The following is a 16,499-nucleotide window of genomic DNA, read 5'->3' as shown; positions in this document are numbered from 1 at the left end:
CCGCGAATAGGCCGGTACAGGTAGGCACGGTCGGGTCAGGCGCTAAGGGCCAGGTAACGGTTCTTGATGCTCGGGTCCTCGCGGAACTGTGCCGCACTGCCCTGGTAAGCGACGCGGCCCTGCTCCAGCACATAGTGGCGATCAGCAAGGGCATCGCAGACCATCAGGTTCTGCTCTACCAGCAGGATCGACAGCCCTTCGTCCTTGATCCGTCGCAGGATCTTCACCAGTTCATCGACAATCACCGGGGCCAGGCCCTCGGTGGGCTCGTCGAGGATCAGCAGCCTGGGGCCGTTGAGCAGCGCGCGGGCGATGGCCAACATTTGCTGTTCGCCACCGGACAGGGCGAAACCACCGTTGCGGCGCCGCTCCTTGAGCCGCGGGAACATGCTGTACACGTCCTCCAGCTGCCAGCGACTGGCCTTGCGCACGGCAATCTTCAGGTTCTCCTCCACGCTGAGCTGGCGGAAAATGCCGCGGTGTTCCGGCACCAGAGCAATGCCGAGCCGGGCGATATCGAAAATTTCGCGGCCGACCAATTGCTGGCCGTTGAAGCTGATCTGTCCCTGTCGTGGGCGGACGATGCCGAGGATGCTGCGCAAGGTGGTGGTCTTGCCTGCACCGTTGCGCCCCAGCAGCGTTACCAGTTCGCCTGCCTCGACCTTGAGCGAGACACCTTCGAGCACATGGCTCTTGTCGTAGTAGGAATGGATCGAATCGACGTTGAGCATCAGGCGGCCTCTCCAAGGTAGGCGGTGCGTACGCGCTCGTCGTTGCGCACCTGTTCAGGGGTACCCTCGACCAGGATCTGGCCGTGACTCATCACCGTGATGCGCTGGCTGATCGACATGACAATGCTCATGTTGTGCTCGATCAGCAGCACGGTATGGTCGCGGCCAAGGTCGCGGATCAGGTCGGTCATCACCGGGATGTCGTCGATGCCCATGCCCGAAGTGGGTTCGTCGAGCATCAGCAGGGTGGGCTTGGCGCAGATCGACATGCCCACTTCCAGCACCCTTTGCTGGCCGTGCGACAGCTCGCCCGCCAGGGTTTCGGCACGGGCGCTCAGTTTCAGGCGCTCCAGCACCTGGTCGGCGGTGTTCCAGTGGCTGCGCTTGTGCTCGACGCTACGCCAGAAGTTCAGCGCGCCCAGGCCATCACGGCCTTGGGCGGCCAGGCGCAGGTTCTCGCGCACTGAAAGGTTCTGGAACAGGCTGGTGAGCTGAAACGAACGCGCCATGCCAAGCGCCACCCGCCCGTGGGACGGCTTGCGAATGATGTCCTGGCCATTGAACAGGATCTTGCCGGCCGTGGCCTGACGCTCGCCGGTCAGGCAGTGGAACAGGCTGGTCTTGCCGGCGCCGTTGGGGCCAATGACGGTGTGGATGGTGCCGGCTCGCACTTTGAGGTCAACGCCCGCGACCGCCTTGAACGGCCCGTAGGCCAGCTCCAGGTGGCGGGTTTCCAGGAGGTAGTCGCTCATCACAGGGTCTCCTTGGTCTTGGCCTGGGGTTTGTCATGGACATTGCGGGTGGCCAGCAGGCGCTTGCCCAGTTCGGTCAGGCCGCCCCACAGGCCGCCACGCATGAACACCACCACCAGAATCAGGATCACCCCCAGCAGCATCAGCCAGCGTGGCCAAAGTTCCGACAGCACGTCACCCAGCAGCACGATGGCGCCGGCGCCCAGCAGCGAGCCGAACAGTGAGCCGGTGCCGCCGACGATGGTCATGATCAGGATGTTCTCGCTCATCATCAGGTCGATGTTCGACAGCGGCGCAAAGTGCAGCAGCATGGCGTACAGCGCCCCGGCGATGCCGGTGATGGCGCCCGACAGCATGAACACCAGAATCTTGAAATGGCGGGTGTCGTAGCCGATGGCGGCGGCGCGGGTCTCGTTTTCGCGGATGGCCAGCAGGGTGCTGCCGAATGGCGAACGGATCACCCGCAGGGCTGCGGCGAAGATCAACAGGAACAGCACCGCGACGAATCCATAAAAGTGCCGCGGGTCGGCCAGGTCGACCAGCACATGGCCGGCGATTTCGATATTCGGCCGTGGCACATCGAGCAGGCCGTTGTCACCCCCGGTCCAGTCGCTGAGGGTATAGGCCAGGAAGTAGGCCATCTGGCTGAAGGCCAGGGTCAGCATGACGAAGTAGATGCCCGTGCGACGGATCGCCAGTGCGCCCACCAGCAGCGCGAGGAGGGCGCCGAACACAGCTGCGCCAAGCAGCGCGGCGAACATGCCCCACTGCAGGTGGATCATCAGCAGCGCTGCGCCATAGGCGCCCACGCCAAAGAAGATGCCCTGGCCGAACGACAGCAGTCCGGTGTAGCCGAGCAGCAGGTTGCAGGCCAGTGCGGCCATGGCAAAGATCAGGATCTCGGTGGCCAGGGTGGCCGATGGCAGCAACAGCGGCAGTGCCACCAGGCTGGCAATTACCAGCGACAGCAGTGCCGGGGCGCGGCCCTTGGCGACTGGCAATGGGTTTTTCTCGCTCATCTCAGGCTCTCCCGAACAGGCCGTAGGGACGGACCAGAATCACTGCTGCCATGGCGCCATAGATCATCAGGCTGGCGCCTTGCGGCCAGAGACTGGTCATCATGCTTTGCACCACACCCACCAGCAGGCCGCCAACCAGCGCCCCGCCGAACGACCCCATACCGCCAATCACCACCACCACGAAGGCAATGCCGAGGATCTCTGGGCCGACGAAGGGCTGGGCGCCCCGTAGCGGCGCGAACAGCACACCCGCCACACCCGCCAGGCCCACGCCCAGGGCGAATGTCAGGGAGAACAGGCGGAAAATGTTGGTGCCCAACAGCGACACGGTTTCGGTGCTTTCGCTACCGGCCCGCACCAATGCGCCGAAACGGGTGCGTTCCAGCAGCAGCCACAGGCCAATACCGATCAGCGCTGCGAAGCCGATCAGGAACAAGCGGTAGTAGGGGTAGATGAAGTCGCCGAGTATCAGCACCCCGCGCAGTTCGGGTGGCACGGCAATGCTCTTGCCCACCGGGCCCCAGATCAGCACCGACGCTTCCTGGATGATCAGCGCGATGCCGAGGGTGACGAGGATCTGGAAGGTGTGTGGCAGGTGGTAGATGCGTTTGATCAACAGGCGCTCGACCGCCCAGGCCAGCGCGGCCACCACCAGTGGCGCAATCAGCAGTGCCAGCCAGAAGTTGCCGGTGACGGCCACGGCGGTGTAGCACAGGTAGGCGCCCAGCAAGAAAAACGCGCCGTGGGCGAAGTTGACGAAGTTGAGCAGGCCGAAAATGATCGTCAGGCCCACGGCGATGAGGAAGTAGATCATCCCCAGGCCCAGGCCGTTGAGCAGTTGGAACAGGTACAAATCGAGCATGAGCGTGCCCTCGACAGCGCGCTGGGCGGCTGCCTGTACAAGTGTTTGTGACTAACGCCGCAGCTTCAGGCCAGGGCGCAACCGGTGTGATCGACCTCGACGAACGAGCGGCCCGAACTGATGACTTCGGCCAGGTCGTCCTCGTCGCGCATCTGCCCCTGGGGCTTGCCTCGCAGCAGGTAGTAGTCCTTGAGCACCTGGTGGTCACCCGGGCGGATCAGTTCTTCGCCGGTCGGGCCCTGGAAACGCATGCCCTGCAATGCCGCAGACACGGCGGCCCCGTCCAGGCTGCCGGCCTTGACGATGGCCTCGAGCATCACCTTGGTGCCGATGTAGTCGGCGGCCAGCGGGTAGTTGGGGTTGATGCCATAGGCCTTGCGGGTGGCGGCGACCAACTGTTTGTTCAGCGGGGTGTCGACCTGGTGCCAGTACTGCGCGCCCAGGTACACGCCCTCGAGCACGTCGCTGCCCAGCTCCTGGAACTGGTCGAGGCCGGCAGACCACACCATCAGCACTTTCATGCGGTCCTTGATGCCGAAGTTGACTGCCTGGCGCAGGGCGTTGGAGGCCTGGCTTCCGAAATTGAGCAGCACCAGCACGTCGGGCTTGGCGGCGATGGCGTTGGTCAGGTAGCCGGAGAATTCCTGCTCCTGCAACGAGTGATAGCTGTTGCCGATGTGTTCTACGCCGAGCTCGGCGAACACTTTGCGGGCGTTGTCCAGCAGGGCATCGCCGAATACGTATTGCGGGGTGATGGTGTACCAGCGCTTGGCCTGGGGCAGTTGGCGGCTCATCGGCACCAGGGTTTCGCGGATGGCACCATAGGTGGGCACCGACCAGCGGAAGGTTGAGGCATTGCAGTCCTTGCCGGTGATTTCATCGGCGCCCACAGGCGTCATGAACACGCCGCCGGCTTTGTGGATCTCCTTGGACACCGCCAGTGCCGAAGACGACAGGGTGCAGCCCTGGAAAAAGCGTGCGCCATCCTGGCCGATGGCTTCCTGTACCTTGCGCACCGCCTTGCCGGCGTTGCCTTCGGTGTCGATGACTTTGTATTTGAGCGGGTGCCCGAGCAACTGTGGGTGCTCGGCGATGGCCAGGCGCGAGCCCATGTCGGCGTACTTGCCGTAGCTGGCGAAGGCGCCCGACATGGACTTGAGCCCATAGAAGGTCAGCGGTTGGTCGGCGAATGCTCGGTGTGCCCCCAAGGGGAGGCTACCTAAGGCACCCAGGGCAAGGCCTGCCTTGAGCAGGGTACGTCTTTGCATGAGTAACTCCTTGTTTGTGGTTATTAGGCAGGAGTGGCAATGACAAAGCGGGTACGGCCGGGCCTGTGTGCAGGCCTCTTTACAGGCGCATCAGTGGTGGTGATCGAACTCCAGCAGGAAGTTACGGGCAACCTCGCCTTCCAGCGCGGTCATGTGGTGCTCGGCGTCGCACATGTGTTCGTGCATCAGCCGGCGTACGGCGGGTTCGTCGCTGGCGCGCAAGGCGGTCAGCAGTTGCTTGTGGTAGTCGATGTTGGCGGCGGCGAACTGCTGGCGCTTGGGCAGGTAGGCCTTTTTCAGCACCACCAGGTCGCGCAGCAGGTCGTTGAGGAACACCGCCATGAAACGCAGCAACGGGTTGGGGCAGCGATTGGCCAGCAGGGTGTGGAATTCAAGCTCCGCCAAGCGCTGCTCACGCTGGCCTTCTTCGCTGTCTTCCGGCGCGCTGCAGAAGTCGATATTGGCCTGCAGCGCGGCGTAATCGGCTTCGCTCAGCTTGCCCATCACCGACACCGCCAGTTCTACCTCGATGACTTTGCGCAGCTGGTACACCTGCTCGCCGTCCAGGTGCTGGAAGTGCAGGTAGTTGCGCAGCGCGCGGCTGGCTGGCTCGGTGCCCACTTCGTTCAGGTAGGCACCCCCGGTCGGGCCGGTGCGGGTGCTGACCAGGCCTTCCACCTCCAGTGCCTTTAGCGCTTCGCGGGCGGTGCCCTTGGAACATTCGAAATGCTCCATCAGCTCCCGCTCGGTAGGCAGGCGGTCGCCGGGGTGCAGCGCTTCGGTGACGATCGAGCGCTTGACTGATTCGACGATCACATCGGACAGCTTCTGGCGCTTGCGTTTGGGTTTGAGCATTTCGCTATTTTTCATATTTATGCGGATAAATAGGATTTAGCGAATTTTGGCCGGATGGGTCAATGCTGGCCGGGGGGAGGGGTCGTAAATGGTGTGAAAGGGTCGGGGAGGGATATGTGGAACACGAAATTGCAGATAAAAACTGTGGGAGCGGGCGTGCCCGCGAACACCGGCGAAGCCGGTGCCATACACCGTGGTGCCTGCTTCGCGGGCAAGCCCGCTCCCACAGATTTCGAATTGGTTTCAGGATTGAACAGACATCGTGTTCAGCCTTGGTGGCCAGGGCCCTGCTGCAGGTGGGCCTGGCTGCAATACCACTCATTGCCCTGCTGCAGCGCCCGGTCGTTGGGCAGGTGCACACCGCAATGGGCACAGCGCACCATCTTCAGCGGCGCATCCAGCTTCGCCTCGGGGTGCGACTGCTGGCTGACTTTGTATTTGCGCCACAGCCAGAACGCGGCGGCGATCAGGGCGATCCAGAAAAGTAGGCGAACCATGATGTCCAGCTTGTCGGTTGAAGAAGCCGACAGTCTAGGACGCGGCCATAAAAAAAGGGAGGCCTGGCCTCCCTTTCATTTACCGCTGTGGGTCAGTCGAACAGACCAAAGGTCATGTAGCTGAACCAGGAACGGTCTTTCTCGGCTTCTTTCGGGCCTTCCGGCACGATAGGGTCGCCGTTCTCGTCTTTAGGCAGCAGCTCTCGCGGCATCTCGTCGCGCGCGTCCTGGAACTGCTTGACCACGTCCTGGTTGGCGCGGGTTTCGCCTGGCGGCAGCGGGGTATCGGTTTCGATCAGGCCCAAGGTGGCCTTGGACAGCCAGCCGCGGCCGTCAGACTCGGTCTGCTTGGGCTGGAACTCGCCATCGACCAGGCTCGGGTGGTCCGGGTAGTTGAGCTTGAGGGTTTCCAGGCTCGTGGCGGCCAGTTCGTCCAGGTGCAGCTTCTGGTACGACTCGACCATCACCGCCAGGCCGTCACCGACGGACGGGGTTTCCTGGAAGTTTTCCACCACGTAACGGCCACGGTTGGCAGCCGCTACATAAGCCTGGCGGCTCAGGTAGTAGTCGGCCACATGGATTTCGTAAGAAGCCAGCAGGTTGCGCAGGTAGATCATGCGCTGCTTGGCGTCTGGCGCGTAGCGGCTGTTGGGGAAACGGCTGGTCAGCTGGGCGAACTCGTTGTACGAGTCGCGGGCGGCGCCCGGGTCACGCTTGGTCATGTCCAGCGGCAGGAAGCGCGCCAGCAGGCCACGGTCCTGGTCGAACGAAGTCAGGCCCTTGAGGTAGTAGGCGTAATCGACGTTCGGGTGCTGCGGGTGCAGGCGGATGAAGCGCTCGGCGGCCGATTTGGCTGCCTCGGGCTCGGAGTTCTTGTAGTTGGCATAGATCAGCTCGAGTTGCGCCTGATCGGCATAGCGGCCGAACGGGTAGCGCGACTCCAGGGCCTTGAGCTTGTTCACGGCGCTGGTGTAGCTGGAGTTGTCCAGATCAGCCTGGGCCTGCTGGTACAGTTCGGCCTCGCTGAGGTTCTCGTCAATGACCTCTTTATTAGAGGAACAGGCCGCGGTAAGCCCGAGGATGGCGATCAGCAGCAGGTGTTTCACTCGCATGGCGGCTTGCGTCCCTTTGACGGCCGCTGTCTTGGGCGGTGCCGTCCTGTTATGATGAGCGCCCCGGCCAACCCCGGGACAAAAGAAGCCGTATTTAACCACAAGCTCGCAGCCGAAACCAAAGGCTGTGCGCCCGCCGAATCGAGCATGTCCGAGATCATTCAACTTAGCGCAGAGGTACCGTCCGAACTGGGCGGCCAACGCCTCGACCAGGTCGCCGCCCAATTGTTCGCCGAGTACTCGCGTTCGCGGCTAACTTCGTGGATCAAAGAGGGCCGCCTGACGGTCGATGGTGCAGTCGTGCGCCCTCGAGACCTTGTTCATGGTGGTTCTCTGCTTGCCCTGGAGGCCGAGCAAGAGGCCCAGGGCGAGTGGATCGCAGAAGATATCGAACTGGATATCGTCTACGAAGACGACCACATCCTGGTGATCAACAAGCCTGCCGGGCTGGTTGTGCACCCGGCGGCCGGGCATGCCAGCGGCACCCTGCTCAACGCGCTGCTGCACCATGTGCCAGACATCGTCAACGTGCCGCGCGCCGGTATTGTGCACCGCCTGGACAAGGACACCACCGGCCTGATGGTGGTGGCCAAGACCCTGCAGGCGCAGACCAAGCTGGTCGAGCAGATGCAGGCCCGCAAGGTCAGCCGCATCTACGAGTGCATCGTGATTGGCGTGGTGACTGCCGGTGGCAAGATCGACGCGCCCATCGGCCGTCACGGCGGCATGCGCCAGCGCATGGCTGTAACCGACGGCGGCAAGCCGGCGGTCAGCCACTACCGCGTACTCAAGCGCTTCCGCTCGCACACCCATGTGCGGGTCAAGCTGGAAACCGGCCGTACCCACCAGATTCGCGTGCACATGGCCCATGTGGGTTTCCCGCTGGTTGGCGACCAGACGTACGGCGGGCGCTTCCGTATTCCGCCCGCTGCCAGCCCGACCATGGTCGAGGCGGTCAAGACCTTCCCGCGCCAGGCGCTGCATGCGCGTTTCCTCGCCTTGGCCCACCCGATTACCGGTGAAGTCATGAAGTGGGAATCGCCACTGCCGGATGACTTCGTCTGGTTGCTGTCGCTGTTGAACCAGGACCGCGAGAGTTTCATCGGATGAGTGACCTGACGCAGGCGTTGCTATTCCCCGACTGGCCGGCCCCGGCCTCGGTTCGCGCCTGTGTCACCACCCGTCAGGGCGGCGTCAGCCTGCCGCCCTATGAAACCTTCAACCTCGGCGACCATGTTGGGGATGACCCTGCCGCAGTCGCCGAGAACCGCCGCCGCCTGAGCGAACAGTTCGCCATCCAACCGGCCTGGCTCAAGCAGGTGCATGGCCTGGTGGTGGCGGATGCCGACCCGGCCGTGGTGGCCGAGGCCGATGCCAGCTGGACCCGCCAGCCAGGCATTGCTTGCACCGTGATGACCGCCGATTGCCTGCCTGCGCTGTTCTGCGACCGCGCGGGCACCCGCGTGGCGGCGGCACATGCGGGCTGGCGCGGGCTGGCGGGTGGCGTGCTGGAAGCCACGCTGGACCGGCTGGCGCTGTCGCCAGAAGAGGTGCTGGTGTGGCTGGGGCCTGCCATCGGCCCGCAAGCGTTCGAAGTGGGGCTGGAAGTGCGTGATGCCTTTACCGCCGTGCACCCGCAAGCAGCTCGGGCATTCGCCGACGGCGAACGGCCAGGCAAGCTGTTGGCGGATATCTATGAGCTGGCGCGTATTCGCCTGGCTGCCCGTGGCGTGACTGCTGTTTATGGCGGTGGCTTGTGCACGGTCAGTGATGCACGGTTCTTCTCCTATCGCCGTACCCCGCAGGGTGGGCGTTTTGCATCGTTGGTCTGGCTGGACCCGCGCTAGCCGGTACCGGCCTCTTCGCGGGCATGCCCGCTCCCACAGAGATTCCACAAACGTTGAAACCGGTGGTGTACCTGTGGAAGCGGGCATGCCCGCGAATGGCCCCATTAATCCAACAGGTTGACTTCGGTCAACCCCGCTAAGCTTGAATCTTCCAGAATCAGCCTTATCTATAAGGTCATCTCAGGCAGGTTTCTTCATAAACAGGCGCTGTCCATCGCTCCGACCTGCCCTTTAAAGGAAGGTACACCATGCGAATAGACCGTTTGACCAGCAAGCTGCAACTTGCAATATCCGATGCCCAGTCGTTGGCCGTTGGCATGGACCACCCTGCCATCGAGCCCGTGCACCTGTTACAGGCGCTGCTCGAACAGCAGGGCGGCTCCATCAAACCGCTGCTGATGCAGGTAGGCTTCGACATCAATAGCCTGCGCCAGGGGCTGGTGAAAGAGCTCGACCAACTGCCAAAAATCCAGAACCCTACCGGCGACGTGAACATGTCGCAGGACTTGGCACGCCTGCTTAACCAGGCAGACCGTCTGGCACAGCAGAAGGGCGACCAGTTCATTTCCAGCGAGCTTGTGCTGTTGGCCGCCATGGACGAAAACAGCAAGCTCGGCAAGCTGCTGCTGAGCCAGGGCGTGAGCAAAAAAGCGCTGGAAAATGCCATCAACAACCTGCGTGGCGGCGCCGCAGTGAATGACGCCAACGCCGAGGAATCGCGCCAGGCGCTGGACAAGTACACCGTCGACCTGACCAAGCGTGCCGAAGAGGGCAAGCTGGACCCGGTCATTGGCCGTGACGATGAAATCCGCCGTACCGTGCAGGTGCTGCAACGCCGTACCAAGAACAACCCGGTGCTGATCGGTGAGCCTGGCGTGGGTAAAACCGCCATCGCCGAAGGCCTGGCCCAGCGCATCATCAATGGTGAAGTGCCGGACGGCCTCAAAGGCAAGCGCCTGCTGGCGCTGGACATGGGCGCGCTGATTGCTGGTGCCAAGTACCGCGGCGAGTTCGAAGAGCGTTTGAAAAGCCTGCTGAACGAACTGTCCAAGCAGGAAGGCCAGATCATCCTGTTCATCGACGAACTGCACACCATGGTCGGCGCCGGCAAAGGCGAGGGCGCCATGGACGCCGGCAACATGCTCAAGCCGGCCCTGGCCCGCGGCGAGCTGCATTGCGTAGGTGCTACCACGCTGAACGAGTACCGCCAGTTCATCGAGAAGGACGCCGCCCTGGAGCGCCGCTTCCAGAAGGTGCTGGTCGAGGAGCCGAGCGAGGAAGACACCATCGCCATCCTGCGTGGCCTGAAAGAGCGCTATGAAGTGCACCACAAGGTGGCCATCACCGACGGTGCAATCATCGCTGCGGCCAAGCTCAGCCACCGCTACATCACTGACCGCCAGCTGCCGGACAAGGCCATTGACCTGATCGACGAAGCGGCCAGCCGCATCCGCATGGAGATCGACTCCAAGCCGGAAGTGCTCGACCGTCTTGATCGTCGCCTGATCCAGCTGAAGGTGGAGTCGCAGGCGCTGAAGAAAGAAGAAGACGAAGCGGCGAAAAAGCGCCTGGAGAAGCTGACCGAGGAAATCGAGCGGCTGGAGCGTGAGTATTCCGACCTGGAAGAAATCTGGGCTTCGGAGAAAGCTGAAGTGCAGGGCTCGGCGCAGATCCAGCAAAAGATCGAGCAGTCTCGCCAGGAGCTGGAAGCCGCCCGTCGCAAAGGCGACCTGAACCGCATGGCCGAACTGCAGTACGGGGTGATCCCGGACCTGGAGCGCAGCCTGCAGATGGTCGACCAGCACGGCAAGACCGACAACCAGTTGCTGCGCAACAAGGTCACCGAGGAAGAAATTGCCGAAGTGGTGTCGAAGTGGACTGGCATTCCTGTGGCCAAGATGCTTGAAGGCGAGCGCGAGAAGCTGCTGAAGATGGAAGAGTTGCTGCACCAGCGCGTGATTGGCCAGGGCGAAGCGGTAACCGCCGTAGCCAACGCCGTACGCCGCTCGCGTGCCGGGCTGTCCGACCCGAACCGGCCAAGTGGTTCGTTCCTGTTCCTCGGCCCGACCGGTGTGGGCAAGACCGAACTGTGCAAGGCGCTGGCCGAGTTCCTGTTCGACACCGAAGAGGCGATGGTGCGCATCGACATGTCCGAGTTCATGGAGAAGCACTCCGTGGCACGCCTGATCGGTGCACCACCAGGCTATGTAGGGTACGAAGAGGGCGGTTACCTGACCGAGGCCGTGCGGCGCAAGCCTTACTCGGTGGTGCTGCTGGATGAGGTGGAAAAAGCCCACCCGGATGTGTTCAACGTGCTGCTGCAGGTGCTGGAAGACGGCCGCCTGACCGACAGCCACGGGCGCACCGTGGACTTCCGCAACACCGTGATCGTGATGACCTCCAACCTGGGCTCGGCGCAGATCCAGGAACTGGTGGGTGACCGCGAGGCACAGCGTGCGGCAGTGATGGATGCAGTGGGGGCGCACTTCCGTCCGGAGTTCATCAACCGCATCGACGAAGTGGTGGTGTTCGAGCCATTGGGCCGCGAGCAGATTGCCGGTATTACCGAAATCCAGCTCGGCCGCCTGCGCAGCCGCCTGCTGGAGCGCGAACTGTCGCTGAGCCTGAGCCCAGAGGCGTTGGACAAGCTGATTGCTGTGGGTTACGACCCGGTCTACGGCGCACGGCCGCTGAAGCGGGCGATCCAGCGCTGGATCGAAAACCCGCTGGCGCAACTGATCCTGGCCGGCAAGTTCCTGCCCGGTACGGCGATCACCGCCAAGGTGGAAGGCGACGAAATCGTCTTTGGCTGATTGTGTTGCACCATGAGCCCCGCGTTTGCGGGGCTTTTTTTGCCTGTTGCCAATGCCGGCCCAGCCCAGCTATTTCGGGCCTTTGCGCCAACCCCGGATAACCGACTGAAATTTTTGAAATTTTTGCTTGCATCAAATTTAGAGTGCCCCTAATATACGCCGCGTTGTCAGGCACTAAGCGAATCACCAGCAACATCAGTGATCGCAAAACAACTTACAAATCAGTAAGTTGAATGAAAAAAAGTGGTTGACAAGCAAAACGAAGAATGTAGAATAGCCGGCCTCAGCAGCGACAACGCGAAAGCGAAGAAGCTAAAGAGTCCGAAGCGAACACAGTCTTCGGAGTTGTACCGAAGTTCAGTTCCGCGATAGCTCAGTCGGTAGAGCAAATGACTGTTAATCATTGGGTCCCTGGTTCGAGTCCAGGTCGCGGAGCCAATCTCGGGGTGTAGCGCAGTCCGGTAGCGCGCCTGCTTTGGGAGCAGGATGTCAGGAGTTCGAATCCCCTCACCCCGACCATTTTCCGGGTCGTTAGCTCAGTTGGTAGAGCAGTTGGCTTTTAACCAATTGGTCGTAGGTTCGAATCCTACACGACCCACCATGTAGAAAAGGGCATCTCCAAAGAGATGCCCTTTTTTTTGAAACACTCGGGGTGTAGCGCAGTCCGGTAGCGCGCCTGCTTTGGGAGCAGGATGTCAGGAGTTCGAATCCCCTCACCCCGACCATTTTTGGGTCGTTAGCTCAGTTGGTAGAGCAGTTGGCTTTTAACCAATTGGTCGTAGGTTCGAATCCTACACGACCCACCATGAACAAAGGGCATCTCGCATGAGATGCCCTTTTTCATTTGCCCTGAATAAATGCGCCCATCGGTGCAAATCCCACCTGTTTGCCACACCGCCCCTTTGTAGGAGCGGGTTCACCCGCGAATGCGATGGTGGCTGCACTGCCGCATTCGCGGGTAAACCCGCTCCTACAGGGCATGGGGGCGCCTGCTAGTGCAGCTTCAGGCGCGGCTCAGTGCCCCGGCCAATCTTGCTGCCCAGCATCATCAACGCCGTGCGGAAGAACCCGTACAGCGCCATTTGGTGCATGCGGTACAGCGACACATAGAACATCCGCGCCAACCAGCCTTCCAGCTTCACGCTGCCCATCAGGTTACCCATCAGGTTGCCCACCGCCGAGAATCGCGACAGCGACACCAGCGAGCCGTAATCCTTGTACTCGTAAGTGGGTAGCGTCTTGTTCTCCAGCCGCGCCTTCAAACTTTGCGCCAGCATCGAAGCCTGCTGGTGCGCCGCCTGTGCACGCGGCGGCACGTTGCGGTCGCTGCCTGGTTGCGGGCAAGCGGCGCAGTCACCGAAGGCGAAGATGTTGTCGTCGCGGGTGGTCTGCAGGGTAGGGCGCACGACCAGCTGGTTGATGCGGTTGGTTTCCAGGCCATCGATGTCCTTGAGGAAACCTGGCGCGCGGATACCGGCTGCCCACACTTTCAGGCTGGCCTGGATCACTTCACCGTCCTTGGTTTTCAGGCCGTCCTCGGTCACTTCACTGACTGCGGCGTTGGTCATCACCTTCACCCCGAGTTTTTCCAGGGTCTTGTGAACCGGGACGCTGATGCGCTCCGGCAGCGCCGGCAGAACGCGCGGGCCCGCCTCGATAAGGGTGATGTGCATGTCCTTGGGCTGGATGCGGTCCAGGCCATAGGCCGCCAGCTCGTGGGCCGCGTGGTGCAGCTCGGCAGCCAGCTCTACACCGGTGGCACCGGCGCCGACAATGGCAACGCTGATTTTCTCGCTGGCCACGTCGCCGGCGTGGGCACGCAGGTAGTGGTTGAGCAGTTGCTGGTGGAAACGCTCGGCCTGCTTGCGGGTATCCAGGAACAGGCAGTGCTGCGCTGCGCCCAGGGTGCCGAAGTCGTTGGTGTTGGAGCCCACGGCCATGACCAGGGTGTCGTAGCCCAGGGTGCGCGCGGGCAGCAGCTCGCGGCCCTCTTCGTCGAGGGTGGCTGCCAGTTGAATCTGCTTGCCTTCACGGTCCAGGCCGCTCATGCGCCCCAGCTGGAAATTGAAGTGGTTCCACTTGGCCTGAGCCACGTAGTTCAGTTCGTCTTCCGAGGAGTTCAGCGAGCCGGCGGCCACTTCGTGCAACAGTGGCTTCCAGATGTGCGTGAGGTTGGTGTCGACCAGGGTGATTTCGGCCTGCTTGCGCTTGCCCAGGCTTTTACCCAGGCGGGTCGCCAGTTCCAGGCCGCCGGCGCCGCCGCCGACAATCACGATGCGATGAGTCATGGGAATATCTCATAAGGTTTACGGAATTCGTGGCCCTGGGGGCCGGCCGCAAACTGCACGAGGGGAGGGCGAGCGCGAAGCAGCTCATAGCACCAGTCCACTCAGCAGGCGGCTGAGGAGACCCAACCCGATGGTCACGGCCAGCACCAGCACAAGGAGCAGCCACGGCCGGAAGGGCCTGCGCTCGACTTGGTGCTGGGGGGCTCGCAGATACTCATCGACACGACGCTGATCTTCCGGGTTCAGGCGGCTGGTCATGGTGGGCCTCGTCAGGTAGACGTTTGTGACTGTGCAAACGCTACAGCGTTCGCGCAGGCGCTTGAAACAAATGATAATGCTTTCTATCCCTGGCGCCGAGTGTACGCCATCGCAAACAGTCGCTGCACTGGATCAAAGACTGATGCCTACGTCGAAGACGATGCTGCGGCCCAGGTTGCCGCGCAGGAAATCTGGCGCATCGGGGTGGGCAAACAGTACCCGGGCAAAGGTTGGCCCGACCAGCGACAGCGAGCGCCAGCCTTGGCGCAGGTATTCGGTAGGCGGCGGGAAGTGGGTGTTGAGGTCGAGCACTTCGCGCTTGAGGCTGGAGAACGCGATGATGTCCAGCTCGTTCAGCTCCAGCCCGCGTTCCCGGTAATTGTGCGCCTTCTTGCGCAAGGTGGGCGCCAGGCGCCCCAGCAGTTCGGTGGCACTGATGCGCCGTGGGCGTGCTTCGCGGCGTACCAACTGCGCCAAGGAAAACGCACTGCGCCGCCGCTGCAGCTCCTCGCGCCATTCATCGTTCAGCCGGCGGCCCTCGTCGAGCACGAAAAACACCTCGAAGGCGGCGTCACGGAACAGCACGTCTGGTGGCTCCTGCCCGGCCGGGGTGAAGTCCTCGCTGCGGTAGGGAATGTTCAGCCCCTGCAACAGGCGCTGGCACACCCATCGCTCCCGCTCCCACTTACGGGCGTTGGAGAGAAAGGCATTGGCTTGTTCGGCCTGGATGGTAAGCAGGCGCAGGTAGTCTGAGTCATCCATGCAGACAAGCTTAGCCGCTAATCGATGACGGTAAGATGCTGTTTAAGCGTGAGAATCAGCCCAGCACCGTCCACTGCTGCACCAGCCCGACCAGATGCACCAGGCCAAAGCCCAGGCAGATCAGCGAACTGACCACGATAAAACGCTGCGAACGCCCGGTGCCCGCCAGCAATACTGGCCCCAGCAGACCGCGTAGCAAATACACCAGGGTGATCAGGCAAATGACTGGCAGCAGCAAGGGCAGCCGCCCGATCGCCCCGGCAGCCGACAGCGCATAGGCCGACCAGGCCAGCAACACGCAGGCGATGGCGGCGGTGATCAGCGCCGGGTAGCAGCGGCCCTTTTCGGCGGCCACCGCCATGCGCTCGCCGGCCCCGAACAAACGGTACCAACGCGGCCCCACGGCGATGATGGCCAGGTGAATTACGCCGATGATGGCGTTGAGTGCCGCTGCCAGTAGCAGGGCGGGGTTGGTTCCTTCCAGCATGACCAATGCTTCCTGCATCGAATGGAAGCGTCAGCCTACCGCAGCCGAAGGCAGGGGAGAATGGGTGTAGACTCGGTTTTATCCACATGGCTGCAAAGGGTATTGTTCAGGTGATCAGCGCGCAGGTGTTATCCGGCACCACCCTTACCCTTGGCTGGCTGGGTTATGTGCCGTTGCTGATCTGGGCGGTCAGCCAGGTTCGCTGGGTTGAACTGTTTACCGACCGGCGCCGCCAGCATTTGCTGTTTGGCACGGTGTTCTGCCTGTTTGCGCTGTGGCTGGTGCGGCGCGACTTTGATACCGGGGTGTCGTACCACTTTATTGGCATGACGGCGGTCACCCTGTTGCTGGACTGGCCGCTGGCAGTGCTGGGTGGGTTCATGGCCCAGCTCGGCTTGCTGGCGCTGGGGCGTCAGGACCTGGCGGCGCTGGGGTTGAATGGTTTGTTGCTGGTTGGCTTGCCGGTGCTGATTACCGAGGTGTGCGCGGTATTGGTGGAGCGTGCCCAGCCCCGCAACCTGTTCGTTTACATCTTTTGTTCGGGTTTTTTTCCGGCAGCGCTGACCGTGCTGGTTTGCGTCCCCGCAGCGCTAGGGGTGTTGTGGCTGGACGGGCGGTTTGCCCTGCCGGAGTGGCTCAGCGACTTTGTGGGCTACCTGTGGCTGATGATGTTCCCCGAGGCGTTCATCAACGGCATGGTGATCAGTGCGCTGGTGGTGTTTTGCCCCGAGTGGCTTGAAACCTTCAACCGGACGCGGTACCTGCAGGCGCCCTGGAAGGAAGATGAGCGGTGAATGTGTGGTGGCTGTGCCGGCCTCTTCGGGGGTAATGCACAGCACTCAGAGGTTGCACTCTCATTGTGGGAGCGGGCATGCCCGCGAACACCGGCGAAGCCCGTGCCATCCACTGCGCCGCCTGCTTCGCGGGCTTGCCCGCTCCCACAGGTAC

At 62.4% G+C, this 16,499-nt stretch carries 16 protein-coding genes and 5 tRNA genes; 9 read left to right on the top strand and 12 right to left on the bottom strand.

Annotated elements, in window-relative coordinates; genetic code table 11:
• Nucleotides 1-35 precede the first annotated feature (35 nt).
• The 8 genes from J3A98_RS20995 to J3A98_RS20960 form a co-directional block, all read right to left on the bottom strand.
• Nucleotides 36-731: an ABC transporter ATP-binding protein gene (locus tag J3A98_RS20995; protein WP_020192256.1), complete on the bottom strand. Its 696-nt coding sequence runs from the start codon at nt 729-731 to the stop codon at nt 36-38.
• Nucleotides 731-1,483 carry an ABC transporter ATP-binding protein gene (locus tag J3A98_RS20990; protein ID WP_176685540.1) on the bottom strand — a complete coding sequence of 251 codons (753 nt, stop codon included), beginning with the start codon at nt 1,481-1,483 and terminating at the stop codon, nt 731-733. Before J3A98_RS20990 ends, J3A98_RS20995 begins: the two co-directional genes overlap by 1 nt.
• The gene (locus J3A98_RS20985; RefSeq protein ID WP_209968129.1) at nt 1,483-2,502 is read right to left on the bottom strand and encodes a branched-chain amino acid ABC transporter permease; all 1,020 of its coding nucleotides are present in this window, start codon (nt 2,500-2,502) and stop codon (nt 1,483-1,485) included. Before J3A98_RS20985 ends, J3A98_RS20990 begins: the two co-directional genes overlap by 1 nt.
• A 1-nt stretch (nt 2,503) precedes the next feature.
• Nucleotides 2,504-3,364: a branched-chain amino acid ABC transporter permease gene (locus J3A98_RS20980; protein ID WP_176685542.1), complete on the bottom strand. Its 861-nt coding sequence runs from the start codon at nt 3,362-3,364 to the stop codon at nt 2,504-2,506.
• Nucleotides 3,365-3,429: 65 nt separating this feature from the next.
• A complete protein-coding gene (locus J3A98_RS20975) occupies nt 3,430-4,632 on the bottom strand; it encodes an ABC transporter substrate-binding protein (RefSeq protein ID WP_003247562.1) in 1,203 nt (400 codons plus the stop codon).
• Nucleotides 4,633-4,722: 90 nt separating this feature from the next.
• A complete protein-coding gene (locus J3A98_RS20970) occupies nt 4,723-5,487 on the bottom strand; it encodes an FCD domain-containing protein (RefSeq protein WP_020192253.1) in 765 nt (254 codons plus the stop codon).
• A 266-nt stretch (nt 5,488-5,753) separates the two neighbouring features.
• Nucleotides 5,754-5,984: a PP0621 family protein gene (locus J3A98_RS20965; RefSeq protein ID WP_014589594.1), complete on the bottom strand. Its 231-nt coding sequence runs from the start codon at nt 5,982-5,984 to the stop codon at nt 5,754-5,756.
• Between the two features lie 92 nt (nt 5,985-6,076).
• Nucleotides 6,077-7,096, bottom strand: a complete 1,020-nt coding sequence (locus J3A98_RS20960) for an outer membrane protein assembly factor BamD (RefSeq protein ID WP_004577276.1) — start codon at nt 7,094-7,096, stop codon at nt 6,077-6,079.
• Between the two features lie 147 nt (nt 7,097-7,243).
• Here J3A98_RS20960 and rluD point away from each other — a divergent pair, with 147 nt between their 5' ends.
• From rluD to J3A98_RS20920, 8 genes are all read left to right on the top strand, one after another.
• Complete coding sequence (gene rluD / locus J3A98_RS20955; RefSeq protein ID WP_003247554.1) at nt 7,244-8,206, top strand: 23S rRNA pseudouridine(1911/1915/1917) synthase RluD; 963 nt, start codon at nt 7,244-7,246, stop codon at nt 8,204-8,206.
• Nucleotides 8,203-8,943, top strand: a complete 741-nt coding sequence (gene pgeF / locus J3A98_RS20950; RefSeq protein ID WP_209968127.1) for a peptidoglycan editing factor PgeF — start codon at nt 8,203-8,205, stop codon at nt 8,941-8,943. Before rluD ends, pgeF begins: the two co-directional genes overlap by 4 nt.
• Before the next feature lie 248 nt (nt 8,944-9,191).
• Nucleotides 9,192-11,756 carry an ATP-dependent chaperone ClpB gene (gene clpB, locus J3A98_RS20945; RefSeq protein WP_176685545.1) on the top strand — a complete coding sequence of 855 codons (2,565 nt, stop codon included), beginning with the start codon at nt 9,192-9,194 and terminating at the stop codon, nt 11,754-11,756.
• Nucleotides 11,757-12,118: 362 nt separating this feature from the next.
• A tRNA-Asn gene (locus J3A98_RS20940) sits at nt 12,119-12,194 on the top strand.
• Between the two features lie 4 nt (nt 12,195-12,198).
• Nucleotides 12,199-12,275 (top strand) — tRNA-Pro (locus J3A98_RS20935).
• 6 nt (nt 12,276-12,281) lie between these two features.
• Nucleotides 12,282-12,357: transfer RNA gene (locus J3A98_RS20930), tRNA-Lys, on the top strand.
• Between the two features lie 47 nt (nt 12,358-12,404).
• Nucleotides 12,405-12,481 (top strand) — tRNA-Pro (locus J3A98_RS20925).
• Between the two features lie 5 nt (nt 12,482-12,486).
• A tRNA-Lys gene (locus J3A98_RS20920) sits at nt 12,487-12,562 on the top strand.
• Between the two features lie 186 nt (nt 12,563-12,748).
• On the opposite strand, the gene J3A98_RS20915 is transcribed toward J3A98_RS20920, so the two are convergent.
• The 4 genes from J3A98_RS20915 to J3A98_RS20900 form a co-directional block, all read right to left on the bottom strand.
• Entirely contained in the window at nt 12,749-14,044 is a 1,296-nt protein-coding gene (locus J3A98_RS20915) for an NAD(P)/FAD-dependent oxidoreductase (protein ID WP_209968124.1), read from the bottom strand.
• 84 nt (nt 14,045-14,128) lie between these two features.
• Nucleotides 14,129-14,302: a DUF3094 family protein gene (locus tag J3A98_RS20910; RefSeq protein WP_176685547.1), complete on the bottom strand. Its 174-nt coding sequence runs from the start codon at nt 14,300-14,302 to the stop codon at nt 14,129-14,131.
• A gap of 132 nt (nt 14,303-14,434) precedes the next feature.
• Complete coding sequence (locus J3A98_RS20905; protein ID WP_003247546.1) at nt 14,435-15,064, bottom strand: DUF1780 domain-containing protein; 630 nt, start codon at nt 15,062-15,064, stop codon at nt 14,435-14,437.
• A 55-nt stretch (nt 15,065-15,119) separates the two neighbouring features.
• Nucleotides 15,120-15,551, bottom strand: a complete 432-nt coding sequence (locus tag J3A98_RS20900; RefSeq protein WP_209968122.1) for a hypothetical protein — start codon at nt 15,549-15,551, stop codon at nt 15,120-15,122.
• Between the two features lie 86 nt (nt 15,552-15,637).
• Here J3A98_RS20900 and J3A98_RS20895 point away from each other — a divergent pair, with 86 nt between their 5' ends.
• Nucleotides 15,638-16,345 (top strand): energy-coupling factor ABC transporter permease, encoded by a 708-nt coding sequence (locus J3A98_RS20895; RefSeq protein WP_021784188.1) that lies wholly within the window; start codon nt 15,638-15,640, stop codon nt 16,343-16,345.
• Nucleotides 16,346-16,499: the final 154 nt, after the last annotated feature.

Source organism: Pseudomonas sp. BP6 (genome assembly GCF_017875935.1).
In the GTDB taxonomy this organism is placed as follows: Bacteria; Pseudomonadota; Gammaproteobacteria; order Pseudomonadales; family Pseudomonadaceae; genus Aquipseudomonas; species Aquipseudomonas putida_Y.
This window is presented reverse-complemented; position numbering and strand designations above follow the sequence as displayed.